The 25,362-nt window shown below is 66.4% G+C and carries 18 protein-coding genes and 2 tRNA genes; 3 read left to right on the top strand and 17 right to left on the bottom strand.

The window, feature by feature from the left end; all coding sequences use genetic code 11:
- Complete coding sequence (locus tag ACSVDO_RS17915) at positions 1-1,722, top strand: ABC transporter ATP-binding protein (protein WP_489593778.1); 1,722 nt, start codon at positions 1-3, stop codon at positions 1,720-1,722.
- Between the two features lie 19 nt (positions 1,723-1,741).
- On the opposite strand, the gene ACSVDO_RS17910 is transcribed toward ACSVDO_RS17915, so the two are convergent.
- From ACSVDO_RS17910 to ACSVDO_RS17830, 17 genes are all read right to left on the bottom strand, one after another.
- Positions 1,742-3,361 carry a putative bifunctional diguanylate cyclase/phosphodiesterase gene (locus ACSVDO_RS17910; RefSeq protein WP_489596431.1) on the bottom strand — a complete coding sequence of 540 codons (1,620 nt, stop codon included), beginning with the start codon at positions 3,359-3,361 and terminating at the stop codon, positions 1,742-1,744.
- Between the two features lie 148 nt (positions 3,362-3,509).
- The gene (locus ACSVDO_RS17905; protein ID WP_332537562.1) at positions 3,510-4,253 is read right to left on the bottom strand and encodes a GGDEF domain-containing protein; all 744 of its coding nucleotides are present in this window, start codon (positions 4,251-4,253) and stop codon (positions 3,510-3,512) included.
- On the bottom strand, positions 4,254-4,643 hold the full coding sequence (locus ACSVDO_RS17900; RefSeq protein WP_332537563.1) for a DUF1987 domain-containing protein: 390 nt from the start codon (positions 4,641-4,643) through the stop codon (positions 4,254-4,256). It abuts the gene before it with no gap.
- Between the two features lie 35 nt (positions 4,644-4,678).
- Positions 4,679-5,251, bottom strand: a complete 573-nt coding sequence (locus ACSVDO_RS17895; protein WP_489593776.1) for a SiaB family protein kinase — start codon at positions 5,249-5,251, stop codon at positions 4,679-4,681.
- A gap of 14 nt (positions 5,252-5,265) precedes the next feature.
- Entirely contained in the window at positions 5,266-6,498 is a 1,233-nt protein-coding gene (locus ACSVDO_RS17890; protein ID WP_489593774.1) for a SpoIIE family protein phosphatase, read from the bottom strand.
- Positions 6,499-6,831: 333 nt separating this feature from the next.
- Complete coding sequence (locus ACSVDO_RS17885) at positions 6,832-7,788, bottom strand: IS110 family RNA-guided transposase (protein ID WP_489593684.1); 957 nt, start codon at positions 7,786-7,788, stop codon at positions 6,832-6,834.
- Between the two features lie 332 nt (positions 7,789-8,120).
- Positions 8,121-9,716 (bottom strand): ABC transporter substrate-binding protein, encoded by a 1,596-nt coding sequence (locus tag ACSVDO_RS17880; RefSeq protein ID WP_489593772.1) that lies wholly within the window; start codon positions 9,714-9,716, stop codon positions 8,121-8,123.
- A 42-nt stretch (positions 9,717-9,758) separates the two neighbouring features.
- Positions 9,759-11,444, bottom strand: coding sequence for a hydantoinase B/oxoprolinase family protein (locus ACSVDO_RS17875; protein WP_489593770.1), 1,686 nt, complete (start codon positions 11,442-11,444; stop codon positions 9,759-9,761).
- Positions 11,441-13,141, bottom strand: coding sequence for a hydantoinase B/oxoprolinase family protein (locus tag ACSVDO_RS17870; RefSeq protein ID WP_489593768.1), 1,701 nt, complete (start codon positions 13,139-13,141; stop codon positions 11,441-11,443). The genes ACSVDO_RS17875 and ACSVDO_RS17870 overlap by 4 nt, the downstream gene beginning before the upstream one ends.
- Positions 13,138-15,291 (bottom strand): hydantoinase/oxoprolinase family protein, encoded by a 2,154-nt coding sequence (locus ACSVDO_RS17865; protein WP_489593766.1) that lies wholly within the window; start codon positions 15,289-15,291, stop codon positions 13,138-13,140. Before ACSVDO_RS17865 ends, ACSVDO_RS17870 begins: the two co-directional genes overlap by 4 nt.
- Positions 15,292-15,502: 211 nt before the next feature.
- The gene (locus ACSVDO_RS17860) at positions 15,503-17,092 is read right to left on the bottom strand and encodes a DUF4394 domain-containing protein (protein WP_489593764.1); all 1,590 of its coding nucleotides are present in this window, start codon (positions 17,090-17,092) and stop codon (positions 15,503-15,505) included.
- A gap of 282 nt (positions 17,093-17,374) precedes the next feature.
- A tRNA-Met gene (locus ACSVDO_RS17855) sits at positions 17,375-17,451 on the bottom strand.
- Positions 17,452-17,593: 142 nt separating this feature from the next.
- A tRNA-Met gene (locus tag ACSVDO_RS17850) sits at positions 17,594-17,670 on the bottom strand.
- 74 nt (positions 17,671-17,744) lie between these two features.
- Positions 17,745-18,524 carry an enoyl-CoA hydratase gene (locus tag ACSVDO_RS17845; protein ID WP_332539818.1) on the bottom strand — a complete coding sequence of 260 codons (780 nt, stop codon included), beginning with the start codon at positions 18,522-18,524 and terminating at the stop codon, positions 17,745-17,747.
- A gap of 86 nt (positions 18,525-18,610) precedes the next feature.
- A complete protein-coding gene (locus tag ACSVDO_RS17840) occupies positions 18,611-20,413 on the bottom strand; it encodes a M61 family metallopeptidase (protein ID WP_489593762.1) in 1,803 nt (600 codons plus the stop codon).
- Between the two features lie 94 nt (positions 20,414-20,507).
- Entirely contained in the window at positions 20,508-21,212 is a 705-nt protein-coding gene (locus tag ACSVDO_RS17835) for a DsbC family protein (RefSeq protein WP_332539821.1), read from the bottom strand.
- A gap of 61 nt (positions 21,213-21,273) precedes the next feature.
- A complete protein-coding gene (locus ACSVDO_RS17830) occupies positions 21,274-22,395 on the bottom strand; it encodes an FAD-dependent monooxygenase (protein WP_489593761.1) in 1,122 nt (373 codons plus the stop codon).
- A 556-nt stretch (positions 22,396-22,951) separates the two neighbouring features.
- Here ACSVDO_RS17830 and ACSVDO_RS17825 point away from each other — a divergent pair.
- Both ACSVDO_RS17825 and ychF read left to right on the top strand, forming a co-directional pair.
- Positions 22,952-23,935, top strand: coding sequence for a porin (locus ACSVDO_RS17825; RefSeq protein WP_489593760.1), 984 nt, complete (start codon positions 22,952-22,954; stop codon positions 23,933-23,935).
- 104 nt (positions 23,936-24,039) lie between these two features.
- Positions 24,040-25,134, top strand: coding sequence for a redox-regulated ATPase YchF (gene ychF / locus ACSVDO_RS17820; protein ID WP_332539824.1), 1,095 nt, complete (start codon positions 24,040-24,042; stop codon positions 25,132-25,134).
- Positions 25,135-25,362 lie beyond the last annotated feature (228 nt).

Below are 25,362 nucleotides of genomic sequence, written 5' to 3'. Positions count from 1 at the left end.
ATGGCTCTTGATCTGAACACTGACGCCGCCCCGCTGCTCGACATCCGCGGCCTCGACATCGCGTTTCGCGGTGCGCGCGGCCCCATACAGGCGGTGCGCGGCCTGGACCTGCAAATCCAGCGCGGTGAAACGCTGGCACTGGTCGGCGAGTCGGGCTGCGGCAAGTCGACCACGGCGCTGGCCATCCTGCGGCTGCTCGCGCCGGGCGCAACGCTCAAGGGGCGCATACTGTTCGACGGCCGTGACATAGTCGCCATGCCGCCGGCCGAACTGCGCGCGCTGCGCGGTCGCGATATCTCCATGGTCTTCCAGGAGCCCATGACTTCGCTCAATCCCGTGCATACGATTGGCGCGCAGATCATCGAGACGCTGCGCCAGCACGAGCACCTGACGGCCGCCGCGGCGCGCCAGCGCGCCGCCGAGCTGCTTGATCTGGTGCGCATTCCCGAGCCCCAGCGCCGGCTCGACGACTTCCCCCACCACCTTTCGGGCGGCCAGCGCCAGCGCGTGATGATTGCCATGGCGATGGCCTGCAGGCCGCGCCTGCTGGTCGCCGACGAACCGACGACGGCGCTCGACGTGACGGTGCAGGCGCAGATTCTCGAGCTGCTCGACGGCCTGCGCCGCGAGTTCGACATGGGCCTGCTGCTGATCACCCATGACCTGGGCCTGGTCGCGCAATGGGCCGACCGCGTGGCCGTGATGTATGCGGGCGAGAAGGTCGAGCAGGCCGCGACGGCCGAACTCTTTGCGCGGCCCGCACATGCCTATACGCGCGGCCTGCTGGGCGCCTCGCTGCACGGCGGCCGCGCGCTGCACTACACGGCCGAACGCCTGCCCGAGATCCGCGTGCGCACCGATGCCGCGACGCAGGCGCGCGACTTCATGCTGCACCTGCCTACGGCCACGCCCGCGAGAAGGCCGGTGGCCGCGGCCACGGCGCCGCTGCTGTCGGTGCAGGATCTGCATACCGCGTACGCGACGCGCCAGGGCGGGGTGGTGCGCGCCGTCGACGGCGTTTCCTTCGACATCGCGCCCGGCGAGACCCTGGGCCTGGTGGGCGAGTCGGGCTGCGGCAAGTCGACGCTGTCGCGCACGCTGCTGCGCCTGGTCGATCCCAGCCGCGGGCGCATCGTGCTGGACGGCACCGACATCGCGCCGCTTGCCGGCAGCGCGCTCAAGCCCTGGCGCCGGCGCATACAGATGGTGTTCCAGGACCCGTACGCTTCGCTCAATCCGCGGCGCAGCGTGTTCGACATTCTCGACAGCGTGCTGGTGGTGCATGGCGTGGCGCAGCGCGACGAACGCCGCCAGCGCATCGCGCGCATTCTCGATCGCGTGGGCCTGCCGGCCGACGCCGCGGCGCGCTATGCCAACGAGTTCTCGGGCGGCCAGCGCCAGCGCATAGGCATTGCGCGCGCGCTGATCGTGCGGCCTTCCCTGGTGGTGCTGGACGAGCCGGTGTCGGCGCTTGACGTGTCGGTGCAGGCGCAGATCCTGAACCTGCTGGTCGAGCTCAAGGAGGACTTCGGCCTGTCGTACCTGTTCATTTCGCACGACCTGTCGGTGGTGCGCTATTTCGCCGATAGGGTACTGGTGATGCATCAGGGCAAGATTGTCGAGACCGGCAGCCACGCGGACATCTGGCAGCGGCCGCAGCATGCCTACACGCGCAGCCTGATTGCTGCGGTGCCGGGCGCGCAGCACCGGCTGGCCGCCTGAGGCGGGGCCGCTGCAGGCCTCAGGCCGCGCGCAGGCGCTCGGGGTGGCGCCCCAGCCACTGGACCAGGGCCGTCTTGTCCATGGGCCTGGCGATGTGATAGCCCTGGCCCTCCTGGTAGCCCATGGCCAGCAGCGCCTGCCAGGCGCCGGCATCTTCAATGCCCTCGGCAAGCACCGCCAGTCCCAGCTTGTGACCCAGGTCTGCGACCATTTCGGCGATGCGCGCGCCATGCGGATCGCCCAGCTGGCGCGTGAACGAACGGTCGATCTTGATGCGGTCCAGCGGCAGGCGCTCGAGATAGCTCAGCGATGAGTAGCCGGTGCCGAAGTCATCGATGGCGATCGAAATGCCTTCGGCGCGCAAGGCGCACAGCGTGGCGTCCAGCAGCTTGGTCGGCAGCGCGGCGACCGACTCGGTGATCTCGAGTTCGAGATGGCACCCCTGCAGACCGTTGGCCGCGAGCGCCGCGCAGACCAGGCCGAAGAAGCCCGGGTCGCGCAGCTGCACCGTCGAGACGTTGACCGCCATGCGCAGCGGCGCCAGTCCCGTGTCCAGCAGCTCGCGCATGGTCGCGCAGGCGGTCGCCAGCACCCATTGGCCCAGAGCCAGTATCAGGCCCGAATGTTCGGCGACCGGAATGAACTGATCGGGTGGAATGAAGCGGTTGTCTTCGGTGCGCCAGCGCAGCAGCGCTTCGAGTCCTATCAGCTGCTGCGTGGCCAGATTGAGCTGCGGCTGGTATACGAGGAACAGCTGCTGCTTCTCAATGGCTTCCCTGAGCTTGGACAGCAGCACGGCGCGCGCGCGCGCCTCGGTGCCCATCTGCTGGGCATATTGCAGGTGCTGGCCGCGATGGTCGCGCTTGGCGCGCTTGAGCGCAATGGTCGCGTCCTTGATCAGATCGGCGCCGGGCTGGGGCTGCTGGGGCAGGAACACGTAGCCGCAGGTGAGCGACACCTTGTGCGGCACGCCGTCGATATGCAGGGGCTGGCGCACGCACTCCAGCAGCCGCCGCGGCTGCACCTGCTGCACCGCGCCCAGCACCGCGAACGTGTCCGCGCCCAGCCGCGCCAGCAGCACGCCGGGCGGCAGCGAGTCCTCGAGGCGGCGCGCGACTTTCTCCAGCAGGCGGTCGCCGAAATGGTGGCCCATCATGTCGTTGGTCGCGCTGAAATCGTCGATGTCGAGCAGCGCCAGGATGTAGTCATCCGTGCCCCGCAGCTCGCACTCGTTGACCTTGTCGATGAAGTGCGAGCGATTGGGAAGGTCGACCAGCGGGTCGTGGTAGGCGCTGGCGTGCACAGTGCACAGCTGCTTGTACGAACGCACGGCGGTGACCACCATGGCCAGCAGTCGGTCGCGGGTGAGTTCCGCCTTGGTGCGGTAGTCGTTGATGTCGTAGCGCAGCAGCGTTTCCAGATCGGGCACCTGGCCCGGCTGGCCGGTGCGCAGCACGATGCGCGTGTTTTTCAGGCCCGCGCTGTGGCGGATGAAATCCACCAGTTCGAGTCCCGCGCTGGCCCGCTCGGACACCACGTCGATCAGCACCATGGCGAGGTCATGCTCGCGCAGCAGCAGGCGGCGTGCCTCGTCCCCCGAGAACGCATGTATGAACACCAGCGGGCGCTCGAACAGCATCTGGCCTTCGAGCGCGGTGCAGGTGGCGGCATGCACATCGGGGTCGTTGTCCACGACCAGCACCCGCCATGTCAGGCCCGGACCCGGCTGCGGCAGCGGCGTGGCGCGCAGGAAGGACAAGCTGGTATCCAGCACTCCCGGTCCAGGGTTACACCACATGCTCGGCAGGGTGCGAAGAGGACGTCGTGAGCCTGACCTGATTGCGACCGGCACGCTTGGCGATGAACAGTGCTTCGTCCGCAAGGCCGTAGGCGGTGTCGAAATCGCCGCCCGCGGGTGCCCAGCAGACGCCGAAGCTGGCTGTGACGCCGCTGCCGTCGGGCAGATCGAAGGCGTGGCTTTCGATTGCACGCCGCAGTGCCTGCGCGACGCGCTCCGATTCGAGGCCATCGTGCCGGGGCAGCACGACCGTGAACTCCTCGCCGCCCACGCGGCCCACCTGTGCCGCGGCCGGCACCACGGCCTGCAGGCAGGCCACGACACCGAGAATGACCTTGTCGCCCATGGGATGGCCGAAGCTGTCGTTGATGCGCTTGAAATGATCGATGTCCAGAACGATCAGCGCGAGGTCATGGCGCCCGAACTGGCGATTCACCAGGTCGATGATCGCTGCCCGGTTGAGCACGCCGGTCAGCGGATCGTGGTTGGCGCGGTGCTCGAGCTCGGCCGCCAGATCCTGCAGCCGCATGTTCAGCTGGTTCATTTCCAGCTCGGCCTTGTCGCTGCGGCGCACCAGCCTGCGGGTTTCGCGCAGCAGCCGTTCGAAGGCCGTGATCAGATCGCCCAGCGCCTGCCCATTCGGCGCCGATGCCGATGCCGAGTGAGCGGCCTTCGCGGCCAGCAGCGCCTGGTTCTCGGCGGCGAAAAGATCGTGCACCGGCAGGGCTTGCATTCAGGAGGCCTCGATGGCGCGGGTGACGAAGGCGAGCGCCGGGAAATCCTCGCTGAGCTCCTGGCCGAACTCGAGGATGGTGTCGTCCTCCTCGTCGTGGAACCAGTTGAGCCGCACCGCATTGCCGTCTTCGGCGGCGTTGCTCAGCGCCTCGATCAGGTTGAAAAGCATTTTCGTGCTCGAACTGTTGAAGTAGGCCAGCGCGATGTTCACTTCCAGCGTGATGCCGCTTTGCGCGCCCAGGAATTCCTTGAGCCGCGCGATGATGTCGCCATAGAACGCCGCGGCATTCTCGGGATAGGACTCGCCGCGCAGGCTCAGGGTGCGGGCATCGAACTGGAAGTCCACTTCGGGAGAGCTGGGCGTGGGAGCGATGTAGAGGTTTTCCATGCGTAATCTCGATTCGTTGACGAGCCCGTCGGGGCTCAGATCGCCGCCTTCAAATAGAAGACCGGCGAATCGCCAGACTCATGCTGCGTGTCGAAGTCGAATTCCAGCGGCTGGCGTGCGTCGCGGGCCAGGGTCAGGAATCCCATGCCCGCGCCTTTGCTGCCTTCGGGCGTCTCCTCGCGCAGCGTCTGGCGGTAGGCCTGCTTGATCTCGTCGAGCGTCATGTTGCGCAGCGCGCCCAGCTTCACGCGCAGATCCTCGGCGATCAGCGGTTCTATGGGGTTGGCACACAGCAGCAGAAAGCTGCCGTCGTCCTCGCGGCGTATGCACACCGAGCCGTGGCGCAGCTCGCCGTTGTTCTGGCTCGCGGGCGTGAGCGAGTCGGCCGAGTAATGGATGATGTTCTGCGCCATCTCGACAAACGACGAGAACAGCTTGCGGCGCGTGGCCGGGGCCACGCCCGCGACTTCGAGCTGCAGCTTCACCGCGTCGGCCATGGCGGCCACGATGTGCTGCGAGAAGTAGCCCACGTAGTAGAAGATGACCTGGTGCTGGCGCGCCAGGTTGAAGAAGGAGCCGTATTTGTCGGCAAACATGCGGGAGGGCATAGAGGGGCAATCTTTCAGGCACGAAAGCAAAAGAAGGTCAGGTCGTCGCGCCGGTGGTGCTCGCCCTGCCACAGCCGCAGCGCGTCGAGCACGGCCGCATTGACCTGGGCGGGCGTTTTTTCTCTTTGTTCGAGCAGCAGCTCCCGCACGCGGCGCTTTCCCAGCGCGATGCCGCGCGGCCCGCCGATCTGGTCTATTAGACCGTCGGTGCTCACGAAGACCAGGCTGCCCGGGCAAAGCATCACTTCCTGGTTGTGCCAGACGTAGTCGAAGTCGCTGTCCACATAGCCCACGCCCTTGCGCTGGCCGTCGAGCATCTCCACGCTGTCGGCGCCGGGTCGCAGCACGAACATGGTCAGCCGGGCGCTGGCGAAGATCAATCGCCCGCTTGCCGGCTCAAACCAGAAGCAGGCTGCGTCCATACCGTCGTCGGAGCCAGGCGTGCCGTCCTGGCCGTTCACCTGGCCCAGCATCTGCTTGATGCTGCGGTTCACATGGCCCAGCAGGCTTGCCGGGTCCCGGGGACCGTTCTGCTCTATGGCCTGGTTGAGGCTGGTCGAGGCAATCAAGGTCATGAATGCACCGGGCACGCCATGTCCCGTGCAGTCGGCCACCGTGGCGAACCAGCCGTCGGCGTCGGTGCAGAACTGGTAGAAATCGCCGCCCACGATGTCGCGCGGCTCCCAGACCAGATGGGCGTCGGGGCAGGCACGCGCCATGGCGTCCAGCGAGCTGCGCAGCGTCGAGCGCTGGATCACGCTTGCGTACTCGATGCTGTGCATGATCTGGCGGTTGCGCGAGGCCTGCATTTCGGCGACTGCGCGCATCAGCTGCAGGCCGTTGCCGGTGCCGGCAAATGCGCCGGCGCGCGTGATGATGAAGCCGTCCGACAGCGCCTTCTCGCCGTACTCGACGGTCTTGAGCGTCAGCGCATCGATGTCCAGCGCGGCATCGACAATCAGCGGCTCCTTGTCCATGAAGGCAATGCAGCTCTTCTTGCCATACAGCTCCTGGCGGAACTGCTTGCTCATCTGCGACAGGAAGATGTTGCGGTTGATCAGCCCTATGGGCTGGTTGCCTTCGACTACGGGAAGGCTCACCAGATCGCGGTGGCGGCCGAAGACCTCCATGACTTTTTCGTTCGTCTCATCGGGCGTCATGCTCGGCACTTCGATGCAGAGATCGGCCGCGCTGGGCTGGCGATAACGGGGCCGGAAGTCGCTTAGATACTCAGTGATTTCGGGCATGAAACAGTACGCAGGGAACGATGTGTGCAAATGTTACTTTTTGCATATTTCGTTTTCATGACGGATTTGTTTCATGCGTACCGGCGAGGCGCGGGCTTGGCGCATGGCCGTGCGCCAAGTCTTGGCGAGGCGATGTCCCGGAATGCCTGAATACCGGGGCTTCAATCCTTCGACGGGCTCAGGACTCAGCCCGAACGGATTTTGACCGTTCGCCCTGAACCTGGCTAAGGGCCCTCCGCGTCCTCCCTGAGTTTGTCGAAGGGCCAGCCCCCCTTCGCCCTGAGCCTGGCCAAGGGCCAGCTCCCCGTTCGCCCTGAGGTTCTATGGTTTTCGTCAAGCGTTTACCGCCATCCGTGAACCATCGAAGCAGCTTTTCTGCTTGAACAGCGCGAACGCTACACGCAGCAGTTTTCGAGCAAGCACGATCAGCGCAGCTGTCGTGCTCAATCCCTTTTTGCGCTGAGCCTCATACAACCCGCTCCAAGTCTTGGTTCGCGCAGCTGACATCGCGGCTGCAAACAGCAGGCGCCGGATCTCCGGCCAACCCCGCTTGGACAGCCGCCTTTGGCCCATCTTCTTGCCCGAATCATTCGGGCGTGGGTCCAGTCCGGTGAATGCAACCACTGCATCCGAACTACGTTCTTGCATACGCCCGAACAGCATCACAAGCAGCGATCCGCAGACCAGACCCAGTCCTGGTACAGAGGTAATGTGTTCGAATGCCTGTTGGCTGGGTGGGTCCATCTTGATGGCCGCAGCAAGTTTCGCATCGACGCGCTCGATGGCTTGCTTCAACGCCTGAAGCACCGGGGCATCCAAGCTCTTGAGCATCTTGCTGTGGCTGCCCGCTTGCGTCAGCGCGCTGCGCTGACGCACCAAGGTTGCGCGGTGGCCAATGAGTTCACGCACTTCTTCTTGGGTCTGTGTGGGCGGCTGCCATTGGCGCAGTTGCTCATGCTCACGGCAAACGTAGCGCGCCAGCATAAGGGCATCAATGCGGTCGGTCTTGCCGCGCTGGCCCACAGACTGCGCATAGCGGCGCGCGTCCAGCGGGTTGAGCACATAAACGCTCAGGCCTGCTGCATGTGCAGCCTGTGCCAGCGCCTGGTGATAGCGGCCTGTCGATTCAAGCCCTATCGCGCATCCACAAGGCAGTGCGCGCAGCAACTGGGCTATACCTTTGGCGGTGTTGTCGAATCGCTGCACACGAGTCTGTCCCTGAATGGCGACGTCCAAATGCGCGCTTGCCACATCCACACCAACAAAATTAGTAGCTTGTTGGATCTTCATCGCTCAAAATACGAGTGCCGGGGTGGACCCTGCTGTCGGCGTGAGCTTGCAAGAATTGGCGATCGAGACTGCAAATGCAGGTGACGTCGCCAGGTTCCTTATCGACGCTCGGCGCAGGGATGGGGTAATGACTCAAGAAGTCGGTCCGTTGGGTCTAAAGCAACGGCCGATGCCTGTCGATGTCCCTCCATCCCGGCTCCTCGCCCTTTCTTGAAGTTTGGTTGATGGAGACCAAACCATACAAGCTTGTCGAAGGGCCAGCCCACGTTCGCCCTGAGCTTGTCGAAGGGCGCCTCCCCCCGTTCGCCCTGAGCTTGTCGAAGGGCCGGTATTTACTTCTTGGGCTCGACCCACACATCCGCCAGATTCGATTCCACCCCATCGGCCGTCAGCGAGTGGTCGTGCACGCGCTGGTTGGCGATGGTGATGAACTCGGGCTGGTAGAGGTTGAGATCGGGCACGTCGCGCGCCACGGTGTCCTGGAAGTCCTTGAACAGCTTCTTGCGCTTGGCGACATCGTTTTCGACGGCCGCGTCTTCGAGCAGCTTGTCGACCGCGGGGTTGTTGTAGTGCGTGCCGTTGGAGAAGGGCACGCCCTTGATGAAGTTCTTCGACCAGTACAGCCGCTGCACGCCCACCGTCGGGTCGAACAGGTTGCTCGCGCCGTTGGTGGTGAAGGCGAAGTCGCGGTCGGTGTAGATGCGCTTGATGAAGGCGCTAGGGTCCTGGGCGCGCACCGTCACCGCAATGCCAATGCGCGCCAGCGCGGTGCGGATGTAGTCGGGCAGGCGCGAGCCTTCGGCGCTGATCGGGTTGAAGTCCAGCGGCAGCTCGAAGCGCACGCCGCCGGCCTTGCGCGGATAGCCGGCCTCGTCGAGCAGCGCATTGGCCTTCTTCAGATCGTAGGCATAGGGCGAGGGCGCGGGGTCGTGGTAGGCCGTGAGGCCGGGAGCGATGGGCGAATAGCTGACCTTGCCGTAGCCGTAGTTCACGACCTTGACGATCACGCTGCGGTCCAGCGCGTGGGCCACGGCCTGGCGCACCTTGTCGTTCTTGAAGTAGGCGTTGTCGAGGTTGAACTCCAGCCGCGTGACGTTGTGCGAATAGCTGTTGCCCTTGGTCTCGAAGCGCAGCGCAGGAATCTTCTTGAGGCGCTCCAGATCGGACAGCGGCACGGGCGTGCGGTAGCCCAGATCGACGCTGCCGGTCTCGAAGGCCACGGCCGCCGCGGCCGGGTCGCCGACAAAGCGCACGATCAGCTGGTCGATGTAGGGCTTGGGCTTGTCCCAGTAATCGGCATTGCGTTCATAGACGATATGGCTGCCGCGCACCCATTCCTTGAACTTGAACGGGCCGGTGCCCACCGGGGCGTTGTTGTGGGGATTGGACTGGGCCTGCGTGCCGTCGTAGAGATGTTTGGGAACGATGGGCGTCTCGGTGGCCACCAGCGCGCGTATCAGATACGGCGCGGGCCTGGACAGGCGGATGATGGCCGTGTGCTTGTCGGGCGTGTCGATGGCGTTGACGTTGGCAAAGGTGTTGCGTCCGCGCGGGTGGATTTTCTTCAGCAGATCGATGGAGAACGCGACATCGGCCGAAGTGAACTCGCGGCCGTCATGCCATTTGACGCCCTGGCGCAGATTGAAGGTATAGGTCAGGCCGTCGGGGCTGATGCTCCATTTCGTTGCCAGCTGGGGCTGGGGATTGACGCCGTAGTCGTACTTGAGCAGGCCTTCGGTGACCTTGGCGCTGACGCTCAGAATGGGCGTGGCGACATTGCTCACGGTGACCAGCGCCGTGGGCTCGGTGGGCAGCAGCAGCGTCAGCGAACCCGAGTGATCGGGCGGCGCCGCGTGGCTGGCCAGGCCTATGGACAGCAGGGCTGTGGCCAGAAGGGAACGGGAATGGGACGTGAACAAGAGTTTCATGGCTTTTATTGGGAGCGCGGGAAAAAGAAAGTCGGCAGGCATTCAGGGCCTGGCGGGGCCAGCGGCATAGACTGCGGCGCCCTCGGGGGAGATCAGGCCGTGGCGCAGGTCCTGCTCGATGCGCGCCAGCGGTCGCTGCGCAGGCCGTCCCAGTCCGCCGCCGCCGGGCGTGGCGACTATCAACCGGTCGCCCGCGGGCACGACCTGGCGGCCCTTGGGCTGCAGCGTCGCGCCCGAGGCCAGCTGCAGCTGGCCGGGCGCGCCGTCCAGGCCGCCGAGCGCGCCGCGCGCCGGGTGGTGCACGCGGTCGAAAGCCGCGGCAATCAGCAGCGCTGCGGCCGGGTCGGCATGGCGCACCTCGATCACCTGGCCCAGGCCGCCGCGCGACGCGCCGGCGCCGCCCGAGTCCTGGCGCAATTCCTTGCGCTCGAAGACCACGGGTGCCTGGGTCTCGAGAATTTCCAGCGACACATTGCGCACGCCGCTGGGGTAGGCCGTGACCGAAAGCCCGTCCTGGCCCGGGCGCGCGCCCGTGCCGCCGGTCGAAAAACTGATGATGTTGAAGCGCGGGCCATGGCTCAGCGCGGCGTTGTCTTCGGCGCTGGCACCGGCCAGGCCTTCGCCGCCGACCAGCTGCAGGTTCCACAGCGACGACGCGCCTTCGGCGGGCACGAGATCGGGCCTGGCCTGGCGCAGCGCGCCAAACACCACGTCGGGCAGCAGCTGGCCGACGACATGGCGCGCGGTGACCGCTGCCGGGTGCAGCGCGTTGAGAATGCAGCCTGCGGGCGCCTGCACGCGAATCGGCGCCAGCGAGCCGGCGTTGTTGGGCACGTCGGCGCCCACCAGGCAGCGCACGCCAAACGAGGTATAGGCATCGGTATAGGCCTTGGGCACGTTGATGCCGCGCGCCACGGTGCCCGAGGTGCCGGCGAAGTCCACGTCGATGCCGTCGTCCGAGATCGTGACCCTGGCCGTGAGCGTGATGGGCGCGTCGTAGCCATCGGCGACCAGCGTGTTGTGCCAGGTCCCCTTGGGCCAGTCGGCCAGCGCGTTGCGCATGGCGCGCGCCGACTGGCCGATGATGTAGTCGCCCAGGGCGTCGAGGTCATCGAGCGCGAACTCCTGCATCAGCGTCAGCAGCCGCCGGCTGCCGACTTCGTTGCAGGCCACCAGCGCAAACAGATCGCCTTCGACCTGGGCCGGATCGCGCACATTGGCGTGAATGATGGCCAGCACCGCGGGGTCGACCCGGCCGGCGCGGATGAAGCGCAATATGGGCAGGAACAGGCCTTCGTGGTAGATCTCCAGGCCGTCGGGGCTGGAGCCTATGCCGCCGATGTCGACCACATGCACCGTGGCCGCAAACAGCGCCACGGCGCGGCCCGCGCGGAACACCGGCGTGACCATGGTCATGTCAAACAGATGGCCCGTGCCTTTCCACGGGTCGTTGGTCAGGAACACATCGCCGGCGCGCATGGTGTCCAGGGGAAACGCATGCAGGAAATGCCTGACCGACTCGGCCATGGCATTCACATGGCCGGGCGTGCCGGTCACGGCCTGGGCGACCATGCGGCCGTCGGGCAGGAACACGCCGGCCGACAGATCGCCGGCCTCGCGCGTGGGCGTGCCGAACGCCGTGCGTATCAGCGTCTGCGCCTGTTCCTCGACCACCGACAGCAGCCGGTTCCATGCCAACTGCTGGCGTATGACTTGGGTCGCGCTCATGCCGAGACCTCCGTGGCCGCCGCGTAGGGCGCCGCGTTCTCGGGCGTGACCAGTCCGGCCCGCAGATCCTGCGCCAGGCGCGCGGGCGCGCGTTCACGCGGATTGCCCAGGCCCGCGCCGCCGGGCGTCTCGACGATCAGCACCTCGCCCGCGGGAATCAGTTGTCGGCCCTTGCCGCGCAGCGGCGTGCCCGCGTGCTGCAGCCAGGCCCGGCCCCTGGCGCCGTCGCCGCCGCCAAGCGCGCCGCGCGGCGCGAAGCGCACGCGGTCCCAGCTCGCGGCCAGCACCATGGGCGCGCCGTCGGCGTTCTCCACGGCAATCGTCTGGCCCAGGCCGCCGCGCTGCGCGCCGACGCCGCCCGAGTTGGCGCGGTATTCCTTGCGCCGGAACAGCAGCGGCGCCTGGGTTTCCAGGATCTCCAGCGAGACGTTGCGCACGCCGCTGGGATAGGCCGTGGCCGACAGGCCGTCCTGGCCCGGGCGCGCGCCCGTGCCGCCCGTGGTGAAGCTGGTGATGGAAAAGCGCCGCGCCTGGGCCAGCGCCTCGTTGGGCCCGCCCGGAAACGGCCGGCCGCCGACCAGGTGGATGTTCCACAGCGCCGACGCGCCTTCGGCCGGCACGCGGTCGGGCCGGGCCTGGCGCAGCGCGCCAAACACCAGATCGGGCAGCATCTGGCCTATTGCCGAGCGCGCGGTGACGGCCGCGGGCGGCAGCGCGTTGACGATGGAGCCCTCGGGCGCGCTCACCTGGATCGCGGCCAGCGAGCCCGAGTTGTTGGGCACGTCGGAGCCTATCAGGCAGCGTATGCCGAACGAGGTGTAGGCATCGGTATAGGCCTTGGGCACGTTGATACCGCGCGCCACCGTGCCCGAGGTGCCGCTGAAGTCGACGCGCACGCCGTCGTCGTCTATGGTCACGGCCGCGTGCAGTTCCAGCGGCGTGTCGTAGCCGTCGACCGTCATGTGGTTGTGCCAGGTGCCCTTGGGCCAGTCGCGCAGCGCTTCGCGCATGGCGCGCGCCGAGCGCTCGACAATGTAGTCGCCCTGGGCCTGCAGGTCGTCGAGCGCGAACTCGCGCAGCAGCTGCTGCAGCCGGCGCGCGCCCACGGCGTTGCACGCGACCAGCGCATGCAGATCGCCCTCGACCTGCTCGGGCTCGCGCACATTGGCGCGCACGATGGCCAGGATGGACTCCTCCAGCACGCCGGCGCGCACGAAGTGCAGCAGCGGCAGGAACAGGCCTTCATGGTAGATCTCCAGGCCGTCGGGCCCCGCGCCCAGGCCGCCGATGTCGACCACATGCACGGTAGAGGCAAACAGCGCGACGATTTTTCCGAGGTGGAACACCGGCGTGACCATGACCACGTCATAGAGATGGCCCGTGCCTTTCCACGGGTCGTTGGTGATGAACACATCGCCGTCGCGCATGGTCGCGGCGGGGTAGGCGCGCAGGAAATGCAGCACCGAGTCGGCCATGGAATTCACATGGCCGGGCGTGCCGGTCACGGCCTGGGCAATCATGCGGCCGTCGGGCAGGAACACGCCGGCCGACAGATCGCCGGCCTCGCGCGTCGAGGTACCGAAGGCGGTGCGTATCAGCGCCTGGGCCTGCTCCTCGACCACGGCCAGCAGGCGGCTCCAGATCAGCTGCTGGCGTATCGCTTGACGTGTGGCGTGGCGTTGTGGCGTGGCGCTCATGCGGTCACCGCCTCTTCATGTTCCAGCGTGCTGGGCGCGAGCTGCAGGGTGTCGTCGAGAATCAGCGCGCCGAGCTGGCTCACGCGCACTTCGAATCCCGTGATCACATGGGTAGTGGTTTCGTCTTCCACAATCAGCGCCGGCCCGGCAAGCCATTGCCCTGGCTGCAGCAGATGGCGCTCATAGACCGGAACGGCCTGCCAGTCGCCGTTCTCGGCGTCATAGACCTGGCGGCTTTGGGTGGCAACCGCGGCGGCGCGGTCGGCGGGAATGAAGTCGGGCGCGGGCGCCGCATGTTCGCCGGCCTGCACGGCCACCGACCAGCTCACGGCTTCGGCCGCGATATGCGGCAGGCTGCGGCCGTAGAGTTCGGCGTAGCGCTGCTCGAAGCGCTGGTGCAGCGCGGCGCTGGCCGCGGCATCGAACCGCCCTTCGGGCAGGGGCACGGCAATCTCGTGGCCCTGGCCCGCGTAGCGCATGAACACCTGGCGCTGGCGCACCAGCACCTCGCCGGGCGCGGCGCGCAGCACGATGGCGTCGGCGGTCTCGGTGAGTTCGCTCAGCAGGCGCTGCACCGCCGTGTGATCGATGCGGTCCAGCCGCTGGTGCAGGCTGCGCACCGTCTGATAGGCGACCGGCGCCCAGAGAAAGCCCAGCGCCGAGCCCACGCCCGCCGAGTTGGGCACGACCAGGCGCGCAATGCCCAGCTTGCGCGCCAGCAGCGCGGCATGCAGCGGCGCGGCGCCGCCGAAAGCGATCAGCGTGCTTTCATCGGCGGCCTTGCCGAGTTCGGAGGCATGCACGCGCGCCGCATTGGCCATGTTCTCGGTGACGATGTCGACCACGGCCTGGGCCGCGGGTTCGGGCGCGAGGCCGGTCTGCGCGCCCAGGCCGCTGGCCAGCGCGGCGCGCGCCAGTTCGGGGTCGAGCTGCACCTTGCCGACGGCAAAACGCGCGGGATCGACATGGCCCAGCGCCGCATGCGCGTCGGTGACCGTGGGCAGCGCGCCGCCCAGGCCATAGGCCGCGGGGCCGGGGCTGGAGCCCGCGCTGTCGGGGCCCACCTGCACCACGCCCAGGTGGTTGACGCGCGCAATCGAGCCGCCGCCCGCGCCTATCTCCACCATCTCGATCACGGGAATGCGTATCGGCAGGCCCGAGCCCTTGAGATGGCGGTGCACGCGGCCGAACTCGAAGCTGCGGCTGATCTGCGGCTGGTAGTCGTCGATGAAGCAGATCTTGGCCGTGGTGCCGCCCATGTCGAACGACAGCGCGCGCTTCGCGCCTATCTGCTCGGCCACCTGGCGCGCCAGCACCGCGCCGCCCGCGGGGCCCGACTCGACCAGGCGCACGGGCTCGTCTATGCCGCTTTGCAGTGTGGTCAGCGCGCCGCCCGAAGTCATGAGGAATGGCTCGGACTGCAGGCCGCGCTCCTTCAGGCCCTGCTGCAGCCGGCGCAGATAGCCGGCGACCAGCGGCTGCACATAGGCGTTGGCCGAGACCGTCGACAGGCGCTCGTATTCGCGGATCTCGGGGCAGACATCGGAGGCCAGCGACACCCAGAGTTCGGGCGCATGCTGGGCCAGCAGGGCGCGCACGCGGCGTTCATGCAGCGGATTCGCATAGCCGTGCAGAAAGCACACGGCCACGCTTTCAATGCCGTCGGCCACGAGCTGGCGCGCCAGCGCCACGACCTGGTCTTCGTCGAGCGCGGTCAGCGCCTGGCCCGCGGCGTTGACGCGTTCCACGACGCCATGGCGCCAGTGGCGCGGCACCAGCGGCGCGGGCTTTTCCAGAAAGACATCGTATTGCGCGAAGCGGTCCTCGAGGCCGATCTCCACCAGATCGCGAAAGCCTTCGGTGGTGATCAGCGCGGTCTTGGCGCCCTTGCGCTCGATCAGCGCATTGGTGGCCAGCGTCGTGCCCAGGATCAGCAGCTCGACCTGTGGCCAGGCGAGGCCCGCGAGGCGCAGGATTTCCTCCACGCCCGCCAGCACGGCGCGCTCGGGCGCCTGGGGCGTGGTCAGCACCTTGACGGTGTGCTTGGTCGCGCCGCGCAGCAGCACGACATCGGTGAACGTTCCGCCGACATCGACAGCCACGCGCACGCGCGTGTCGAGGTCAGCTTTGGGGGCTTGGGTATGTGGCATGGGAATCCAGCGGCAGGTGATGGGTTCACTGCGGTCCACCGGGAAGCGGTGGCTCAGCGATAGCCTGACGATGCTAGATTTGCCTGCCGATTTACCCAACGAAGCTTTTCACGCTTCGTTATGCGGAACTTGCCATAACGCAGCGCGACGGCCCACGCCGCCTTGGGAGACAAGGCGTGGAGCGCGTCGCGTCAGAAGCGCGGATTCGCTCTCAATAGCGAATCGCGATGTCGCGCACCACCGGGCCCGCTGCGCCGCCGATATACGAGCGCGTGGCATCGCCGCTGGTGTTGCCGTACAGCGTGGCCGCACCCGTCGTCAACGCGACGGTATAGAGGCTGAACGGCCCCAGGGGTGAGGTGCGCAGCGCGGCCAGCACCAGGCCGTTGGCACCGCCCGCGATGTCCAGCGATCCCGCGCCGTTGACGCTCAGATTCAGCGCGCCGACGTTCACCAGCGTGCCGTCGTTGGGCGGCATCTGCTTGGCCAGCACGTTCTGGGCGCTGTCGATGTCGTAGAGATCGGTGGCCGTGGTGCCGGCAAAGCTGTTCGTATAGGCGCCGGCCGCGACCACGGCGGGCGTGGAGCGGTTGATGTCGCCGTCGGTCGTGGTCGCGCCGGTGTCGACGTTGATGCGCAGGCTCTGGCCCAGGTTGCTGATCACGCGCAGGCGGTCGGCCACGGGGTTGAAATCGACGACGAAGCTGCTGCCGCGCAAGCCCGCATAAGGCGCGGTGGTATCGGCCGCGTCGGCGCTCAGGTTGGCTACTGCTGTCGCGGTGCCGGTCGCCGGATCGACGGTCAGCAGGCGGCCGTTGCCGGTCAGCGCATAGAGGCGTGCGTTGGCCGGGCGGAAGTCGATTCCCAGAACGTTTTCGCCCGCCGCGAGGCCCGAGATCCTTACGGGCGCCGACAGCGTGCCGGGCGTGGCCGGCGAGAAGCTTCTGAGCTGGCCGGCATCATCGAGGGCGTAGACCACGGCCGCCGAGGGCTGCATGAGCGTGAGGCCCAGCAGCGCTTCGCCGCTGCCGATCGTGCCCACGCGTTTCGCGCCGTCGGTGCCGCTGAGCGCAATCGTATAGAGCTGCGCACTGCCGTTCACCGACAGCGCCGCATAGGCCTGGTTGCTGCGCGCATCGATGTCGAAACCGTTGCTGACCGAGAACGCGACCTTCTGCACCACGGGGTTTGCCAGCGTGCCGTTGTTGGGCGGGTCCTGCAGATACAAGGTTCCGGCCGCATCGAGGTTGTAGAGCTGTGTGGTCGTCGCGCCGGCGAACGAGTTGGTGTACGCCGAAGCCGTGATGATCGCGCCGGCCACGCCATTGATGGGGCCGTCGACGGTGGCCGTGCCCGTGGTCACATCCACGCGCAGGTTCTGTCCCGTATTGCTGACCAGACGCAGCCGGTCCGCGACCGGGTTGAAGTCGACGCCGAACTGGCTGCCCGCGAGCGGGGTGCTGAGCGCCGACTTGAACGTCAGCGCACCGGTCTTGGCGTCCAGCGTATAGATGCGGCTGTTCGAGCTGACCGCGTAGATCAGGCCGTCGGCCGGACGCACATCGAACCCGACCAGGGTTTCACCCGTCGCCAAGCCGGAAAGCGCGATGTTGCTGGACAGCGCGCCAGGATCGGTACGGTTGAAGCTGATGACACGGCCGGAGGCGGTGACGGCGATGGTGTTGCCCAAGGTGACCGACGGTTGGTCCGGTGCATCCGCATCACCGTTGCCGCCGCAGGCAGCCAAAGCGAAAACAGCCGACATGACCGCTACCGGGCGAAAGATCTGGAACCGATTCATTTGCATGTCCTTGAAGTGGAGGAAATGTCATGCACTTTGTTGGTTGCGATTTGGTGCCGACCTGTCCACTACCCGGGAGGCACGCGTTTGGATGCAGTGCGTAACAAAGAAATACGTATTGCCGCACCCGCCAATGGTGCGGCAGTCGCTCTTGTCGCAGAGGTTGTGGAGATCTGGCAGCTCACGCACGCCGACCAGACCGTGTGAGCTGAAAGGGCAGGGGCCGAGTGCAGCCTCGGAAAAGCGAAAGCCCCAAGCGCTTGCGCGCTTGGGGCTTGAATTTGGTGGTCGTAGCGGGACTCGAACCTGCGACATCAGCATTATGAATGCTGCGCTCTAACCGACTGAGCTATACGACCGATAACCCGAAATTATATAGTAAGAAATTTCCTTTGCAGCCATGTTGGAATTTTTCATCCGTAAGCCGAAACGCCGCTGGAAAAATTTCATTGCTGCAAAGAAAAAACCGCAGTGCTTTTGCAAGCACTGCGGTTTCCTGTTTGGTGGTCGTAGCGGGACTCGAACCTGCGACATCAGCATTATGAATGCTGCGCTCTAACCGACTGAGCTATACGACCGAAGCCAGCAATTATATGCAAAAAATCGCGGACTCAAGCCATTCAATGTGTTTTTCTTGCAAAAATCTTCCGCGTCACTGATGCGTGAAGTTGGCCGGGCGCTTGTTCACGAACGCATCCATGCCTTCCTTCTGGTCCTGGGTGGCGAACAGCGCGTGGAACAGCCGGCGCTCGAACATCACGCCGTCGCTGAGGCTGCCTTCGAATGCGCGGTTGACCGATTCCTTGGCCGCCATCACCGCGATCTGCGAGAAGTTGCTGATCTGCAGCGCCGCACCCAGGGCTTCGTCCATGAGCTTGTCGAGCGCCACGACGCGGCTGACCAGCCCCGCGCGCTCGGCTTCGGTCGCGTCCATCATGCGGCCGGTCAGCGCCAGGTCCATGGCCTTGGCCTTGCCCACGGCGCGCGGCAGGCGCTGCGTGCCGCCCGCGCCGGGGATCACGCCCAGCTTGATTTCAGGCTGGCCAAACTTCGCGTTGTCGGCGGCGATGATGAAGTCGCACATCATCGCCAGCTCGCAGCCGCCGCCCAGCGCAAAGCCCGACACCGCCGCGATCACCGGCTTGCGTATGCTGCGAATGGTTTCCCAGTTGCGCGTGATGTAGTCGCCCTTATAGGCATCGACAAAGCTGTACTTTGCCATCGCGCCGATGTCGGCGCCCGCGGCAAACGCCTTTTCGCTGCCGGTGATGATGACGCAGCCGATGTTGCCGTCGGCATCGAACGCCTGCAGCGCCGCGCCCAGCTCGGTCATGAGCTGTTCGTTCAAGGCATTGAGCTGCTTGGGGCGGTTGAGGGTGATGACGCCGACTTTGTCGGCTTCGGTGCGAACTTCCAGCATTTCGTAGGCCAAGGGAATATCTCCGGTAGTAGTTGTATTGCCACTATACCCAAGGCCGGGCAGGGGGGCTGTCACCGTTTCGTCGCCTTGCGGCCGGCTCAGGGCAGCACTTCGTCGGTGATGGCCGGCTCGTCGCGCAGCCAGCGGCGCGCGAGCACGTTGTCGGTGATCGCCAGGCCGATATTGGCCACCGGCGCATCGGCCTCGCTGAGCGTCAGCGGCAGGCGCAGCAACTGCTGGTCGCGCGCAATCAGCGCCTTGAGCGCGCTCGCCTGGCCGGCGTAGAACGCCAGGTCCTCGAGCTTGGCAATGCGCCAGGCCGCGCCGCTTTCCAGTTCGATTCCCAGCCATTCGTCGCCGGCCATGAAACCCGCGCGCTCGGCCAGGCCGCCGCGCAGCACGGCCTTGATCTGCACGCTGTGGTTCTCCTGCACGCGCAGGCCCAGGCGCTGCGCGGGCTGGGGCGGCTCGGCCTGCAGGCGCACGCCGTGCACGGCCAGCAGTTCGGCCAGCGGCAGGTCCTGCGTGCCATGCACCCATTGCGCCAGTTCGGGTGCAAAGCTGCGGCCCGCGAGCTGCTCGAACACGGCCAGCACGTCGGCTTCGCTCATAGGCCCCGCGTCGCAGCGCTGCCACAGCGCGCGCATCACGGCGTCCAGCGTGCTGCGGTCGTCGCGGCGCAGGCTCAGGTCCAGGCACAGCGCAACCAGCGCGCCCTTGGTGTAGTAGCTCACGGTGCTGTTGGCCGTGTTCTCGTCCTGGCGGTAGTACTTGACCCAGGCGTCGAAGCTCGACTGCGCGACGCTTTGCACCGCGCGCCCCGGCGTCTGCAGCACCTGGTTGATGGTCTTGGTGATCAGCTTGAGGTAGCGCGCCTCGTCGATCAGGCCCGCGCGCAGCAGCAGCAGATCGTCGTAATAGCTGGTGAAGCCTTCGAAGAACCACAGCAGCTCGGTGTAGTTCTCGCGATCGTAGTCATAGCGCGCGAACGCGTCGGGACGCAGGCGCTTGACGTTCCAGGTGTGGAAGTATTCGTGGCTGATCAGGCCCAGCAGCGTGGTGTAGCCGTCGCTGGTCTTGCTGTCGCCCACGCGCGGCAGGTCGCGGCGGTTGCAGATCAGCGCCGTGGAGTTGCGGTGTTCGAGCCCGCCATAGCCGTCGTTGACGACATTGAGCATGAACACATAGCGGCTGTGCGGCGCGCCTTGCCAGAAGGCGATCGCGGCTGCGCAGATCTTGCGGCTGTCTTCGAGCAGCCGTTCATGGTCGAAGGATTCGGCCGCGCCGGCAACGACAAACTGGTGGCGCACGCCGCCGGCCTCGAAGAAACCGCTCCAGAAGCTGCCCATCTCCACAGGGCAGTCGACCAGCTCGTCGTAGTTGCCCGCACGGTACAGGCCAAAGCCCTGGGCGTCGACGCGCGCCGGCGTGAGCCCGGTGGCAATCGACCAACTGGCGGTCGCGGCCGTGGCCGCGACTTCGAGGCTGTGCGGCGTGTCTTCCTGGCCGATCACGCGCAGGCACAGGCTGGTGCCGTTGAAGAAGCCGCGCTGCGCATCGAGCCAGGCGGTGCGCACCGAGTTGTCATAGGCGCAGACCTGATAGCTCAGCGTCAGCGGCACGCTGGCCGCGCAGTCGATCTGCCAGCGCTGCTTGTCGAGCTGGCGCACGGCGACGGCTTCGCCCGCCTGCGTTGCCTGCAGGCCTTGCAGGTTCTTGGCGAACTCGCGCACCAGATAGCTGCCCGGAATCCAGACCGGCAGCGCGACCTGCTGCTGCGCGGTCGGGGCCTGCACGCGCAGCTCGATCGCGAACAGATGGGCGTGCAGGTCCTGCGCGCTGACGTGATAGTGAACGTCGGCAGGAAGGGTGGCGGGGGCGGCAGGGTGCTTGGTGGGCATGGCGTGATGGTTAGGGGCAGGGCCCCTGGACGCATGCAATGCCGTGCCCGGAGCCGCGGGGAGAAAAGGCGCTGGGCGCTCGCGCGCCCGGCGATCATTGGGCCGAGAGGTGCTTTTCGACGTCGGCGGCGCTGATCGCGCCCGGCACGCGCGCGTTGTTGGCGAAGATCAGCGTCGGCGTGCCGGTGATCTTGTACTTGCGGCCGAACGCCAGATTGCGCTGCAGCGCCGCGGTGTCGCAGCTCGCCGGCGGCGTGGCCTTGTCGCGCAGCATCAGGTCATGCCAGGCCTGTACCTTGTCCTTGGCGCACCAGATGTTGCGCGATTTCTCGGCCGAATCGGGGCTCAGGATGGGGTAGAGGAACAAGTGGATGGTGACGTTGTCGACTTTCTGCAGGTCGCGTTCGAAGCGCTTGCAGTAGCCGCAGTTCGGGTCTTCGAACACCGCCATCTTGCGCGCGCCGTTGCCGCGCACGATGGTGAACGCATCCTTGAGCGGCAGCGCTGCGAAGTCGACCGACGTCAGCTGGTTGATGCGGTCCTCGGTCAGGTTGCGCCGCGCCTTGGTGTCTATCAGTTCGCCCTGGATCAGGTAGTTGCCCTTGGCATCCGTGTAGAACAGGTCGGTGCCTATGCGCACTTCGAACAGCCCGGCCATGGGCGTGGGCCGCACTTCCTCGATCTTGTCGAGCTGGGGAATGCGCTCGGTCAGCGTCTTGCGCAGGCCGGCGTCCTGGGCCTGGGCCGTCATGCCGACGGACAAAAGAGCAGAGGCCAGCAGGGAAAAAATCAGTTTCATAGCAAGTATTCCGTAGTCATTGAGAGGCAGGGCGCTGCAGGCCTGTGCCTGCGTCGCGCCCTCAGGCCCCGAGTCCCATGGCCTGGCGCGCCATCCAGGCCTTGATCGGGCCGCTGTGTTCGAAGCCTTTCATGCCCCAGTTGCGCAGCGCCTGCAACGGCGCCTCGCGGCGCGTGAACAGCTGCTGCAGGCCGTCCATGGCCAGTCCCATGGGAGCGAGCGCGGCCTTGCGCTCGCGCTCGTAGCGGCGCAGCAGGCGGTTGTCGCCCGTGCTGCGCCAGGCGTCGCGCTGCTGCAGCACGCGCGCCAGCGCCTGGGCATCGCCCAGGCCCAGGTTGAGACCCTGGCCGGCCAGCGGGTGGACGTTATGCGCGGCGTCGCCGACCAGCACCCAGCTGCGGCCGTCTGGCGACGCACCGCTCCAGCGGTCGGCCATGGCCTGCTGCAGCGGCCAGTTCAGGCGCTCGCTGGCCAGCGTGAGCCGGCCCAGCGCGCCCTGGCTGATGTCTTCGAGCCGCTGCGTGAATGCCTCGGGGCTGGCGTTCATCCAGGTGTCGACGTTTTCCTGGTCTATGGACCAGACCACGGCCACGGTCTGGCCTTGCGGGCCGTCCAGCGGCAGCAGCGCGAGAATGCCTTCGGGCGCCAGCCACTGGCGCGCGCTTTCGCCGTGCGGCAGCTCGCAATGCAGGCGCGTGGCAATCGCATGCTGGCCATAGGGCACGACGGAAAACTCGACACCGAACTCGGCGCGCGTGCGGCTGGCCCGGCCTTCGCAGACGGCCGTGAGCGGCGCGGCCACGGGCGCGTCGACGACTTCGACCAGCGGCTGGTAGCGCACGGCTTCGCCCAGCCGGGTTTCCAGCGCCGGCACGTCGACGATCCAGGCCAGCGCATCGACGTCCTGGGCCTGGGCATCGAAATGCACATTGCCGTCGAGGTCGCCATGCACTTCCATATGCCGCACGGCCGTCGCGTGCTGGGCGTCGGGCCAGCTGCGCAGCGAATCGAGCAGCTGGCGCGAGGCCGCGTTCAGCGCATAGGCGCGCACGTCATGGTGGCCCGCGGGCGGCGTAGGCGACGCGACCAGCGCGACGCGCAGGCGTTCACGGGCGAGCAACAGGGCCAGGGTGCGGCCGACGATGCCGGCCCCACGAATACAGATGTCAAAGGTTTGCGCCATGTTGGGGATTGTAGGAGGCTGTGTATTCCTCGGTGCCCGGCGCAGAATGCGCGCCGCAAATAATGGGAAAAATGGGAGCCATGGCTTGTATAGATAGGTCTGGGCGCAGAACGTTCCCGTGAACCGCTGTTGACGGCATGGCGGGGTTTTTGCCGGGCCTGGGCATGGAATGTTGTGCATAGAATGTCCGTGGAAGACGATGCCCGCTGGAGTTCCATCTTGCGGGCAGCGTCTCTGCGACCAGGGCCGCCAGGGCCGCCAGGGCCGGAACTGGACATACCGTCCTTCATTCCAATCCCCTGCGCGGCGCTCTCGATGCGGCGGCGTTCGCACCTGCCATGGCCCTTCCCGCAAGGCCCCCGCAGGATGTGCTGCCCGCAGTTTTCTGCCGGCGGGCAATGCGCGCAAGACGCGCAGGCCCGGCCATCACCGAGGCACCTGCCTCCATTCCATTCGCTGATCAGACGCCGACACGGTCCAGTGGAGCGCTAGCTTTGCGCCTTTGCAAACGGACCGGACTGCGATCCGTCCAGCGAACACCAAAGGAGAATTCATCATGCGCTGCAACCCACCCCGGCTTCTGGCCTGTGCAGTCCTTGGCACCCTTGCGGCCACCGTGCCCGCCTGGGCGCAATCCTCGGTATCGATCAACGGGCTGCTCGACGCCGGCGTCTATCGCGGCTTCGACGGCGTCAATCAACTGGGCACGATACAGCGCAGCAATGTGGCGATCTCGGGATTCGAAGATCTGGGCGGCGGCCTCAAAGCCGTGTTTCGCCTCGGCACGCGCCTTGAACTCGATACCGGCAACACCGAAGGCGCGGGCGTCAAGCCGTTCTGGCACGACGAATCCACCGTGGGCCTGCAGGGCAACTGGGGCACGGTGCGCGTGGGCCGGGCGTTGACGGCAATGTGGGCCCAGGACTGGAAGTTCGATCCCTGGGCCAACTTCAACCGCATCGCCTCGCCCGCCTGGTACCAGTGGCATGCGCTCACGCCCAGCGATCCGTTCGGCAACAACGGCACGGCCGAGTACGGCCGCATCAACAACGGCATCTTCTACGATTCGCCCCAGATCGCCGGTTTCACGCTGCGCCTGAGCGCTTCGCCCGAGCGCCAGACCGCGCTGTGCGCGACCGGGCGGCCCTATTCGGTGGTGGTGGAATATGACCGCCAGGCCGTGGCCGCGATGGCCGCGCTCGAGCGCAACAGCCTGGGCGACAAGAACGCCTTTCTCGCCGGCAAGTACCGCTTCGGCAGCGCGGCCGTGATGCTGGCCCACGACTTCAGCCGCAATGCGGCCAATGTCAGCGAGTCGCGCGCGACCACGCTGGGCGGCACCTACCAGATGGGCGCGACCACGCTCAAGGCCGGTTTCGGCCACCAGCGACTGAACCAGGACACCAACCGCTTCGTCTCGGTGGGCGCCGATTACGCGCTGTCCAAGCGCACCACGCTGTACGCAAGCCTTGGAAACAAGCGCGATGCGCATGTGGAATCGCGCACCGCTTTCGGTGTGGGAATGTCGCACGCATTCTGAGTGCGGCCCCGTGGCCGGCCATGCCCGCAAGGCATGGCTGGCAGGGATATGCGCCAAGCCCTTAAAATACCGGGTTTGTCCCAAGATTTCCAGAAAGCCCTGCCATGAGCCTGAAATGCGGCATCGTGGGCCTGCCCAATGTGGGCAAGTCCACCCTCTTCAATGCACTGACCAAGGCCGGCATTGCGGCCGAAAACTACCCCTTCTGCACCATCGAGCCGAATACCGGCGTGGTCGAAGTGCCCGATCCGCGGCTCAACCAGCTTGCCGAGATCATCAGCCCCGAGCGCATCGTTCCGGCCATCGTCGAGTTCGTCGACATCGCCGGCCTGGTCGCGGGCGCGAGCAAGGGTGAAGGCCTGGGCAACCAGTTCCTGGCCCACATCCGCGAAACCGACGCCATCGTCAACGTGGTGCGCTGCTTCGAGGACGACAACGTGATCCACGTGGCCGGCCGTGTCGACCCTATCTCCGACATCGAAGTCATCCAGACCGAACTGTGCCTGGCCGACATGGCAACGGTGGAGAAGGCGCTCAACCGCCACAGCAAGGCTGCGAAGTCGGGCAACGACAAGGACGCCGCCAAGCTGGTGTCGCTGCTCACTCCCATCCTGGCCGCACTCAACGAAGGCAAGCCCGCGCGCGTGGTGCCGGTCTCCAAGGAAGATGCGCCGCTGCTCAAGCAGTTCTGCCTGATCACCGCCAAGCCCGCGATGTTTGTCGGCAACGTCAGCGATGACGGCTTCGAGAACAATCCGTTGCTCGACCGCCTCAAGGAATACGCGGCCGCCCAGGGCGCGCCCGTGGTCGCCATCTGCGCCAAGATGGAAGCCGAGATGTCGGAAATGAGCGATGAGGATCGCGACATGTTCCTCGCCGAAATGGGCCAGGACGAACCCGGCCTGAACCGCCTGATCCGCGCGGGCTTCCGCCTGCTGGGCCTGCAGACCTACTTCACCGCCGGTGTGAAGGAAGTGCGCGCCTGGACCGTTCCCGTCGGTGCCACCGCACCCCAGGCCGCGGGCGTGATCCACGGCGACTTCGAGCGCGGCTTCATCCGCGCCCAGACCATTGCCTTTGACGACTTCATCGCCTACAAGGGCGAGCAGGGCGCCAAGGACGCGGGCAAGATGCGCGCCGAAGGCAAGGAATATGTGGTCAAGGACGGCGACGTGCTGAACTTCCTGTTCAACGTCTGAGTTCGGACTGTTGCCTCATGCGCTTGCATAAGGTGTCGAAAGCCCCGTAAATCAAAGGTTTACGGGGCTTTTTTGTTGCGCGCTGATGTGCGCGTATAGGGCGGCAGCTTGAATGCACAGGGGGATGACGAACCAAGGCGGCATTCAGGGCGGCGCAGGAGCCTGGCCAAGATTGCCGCGCTGAAGGGGCGGGAGCAAGTGGCTTGTCTCATGGGCCTACTCCGTTCT

It is taken from the genome of Comamonas sp. DB36 (assembly GCF_057914905.1).
Note: the sequence above shows the minus strand (reverse complement) of the source record. Positions and strands in the feature narration are given on the sequence as shown.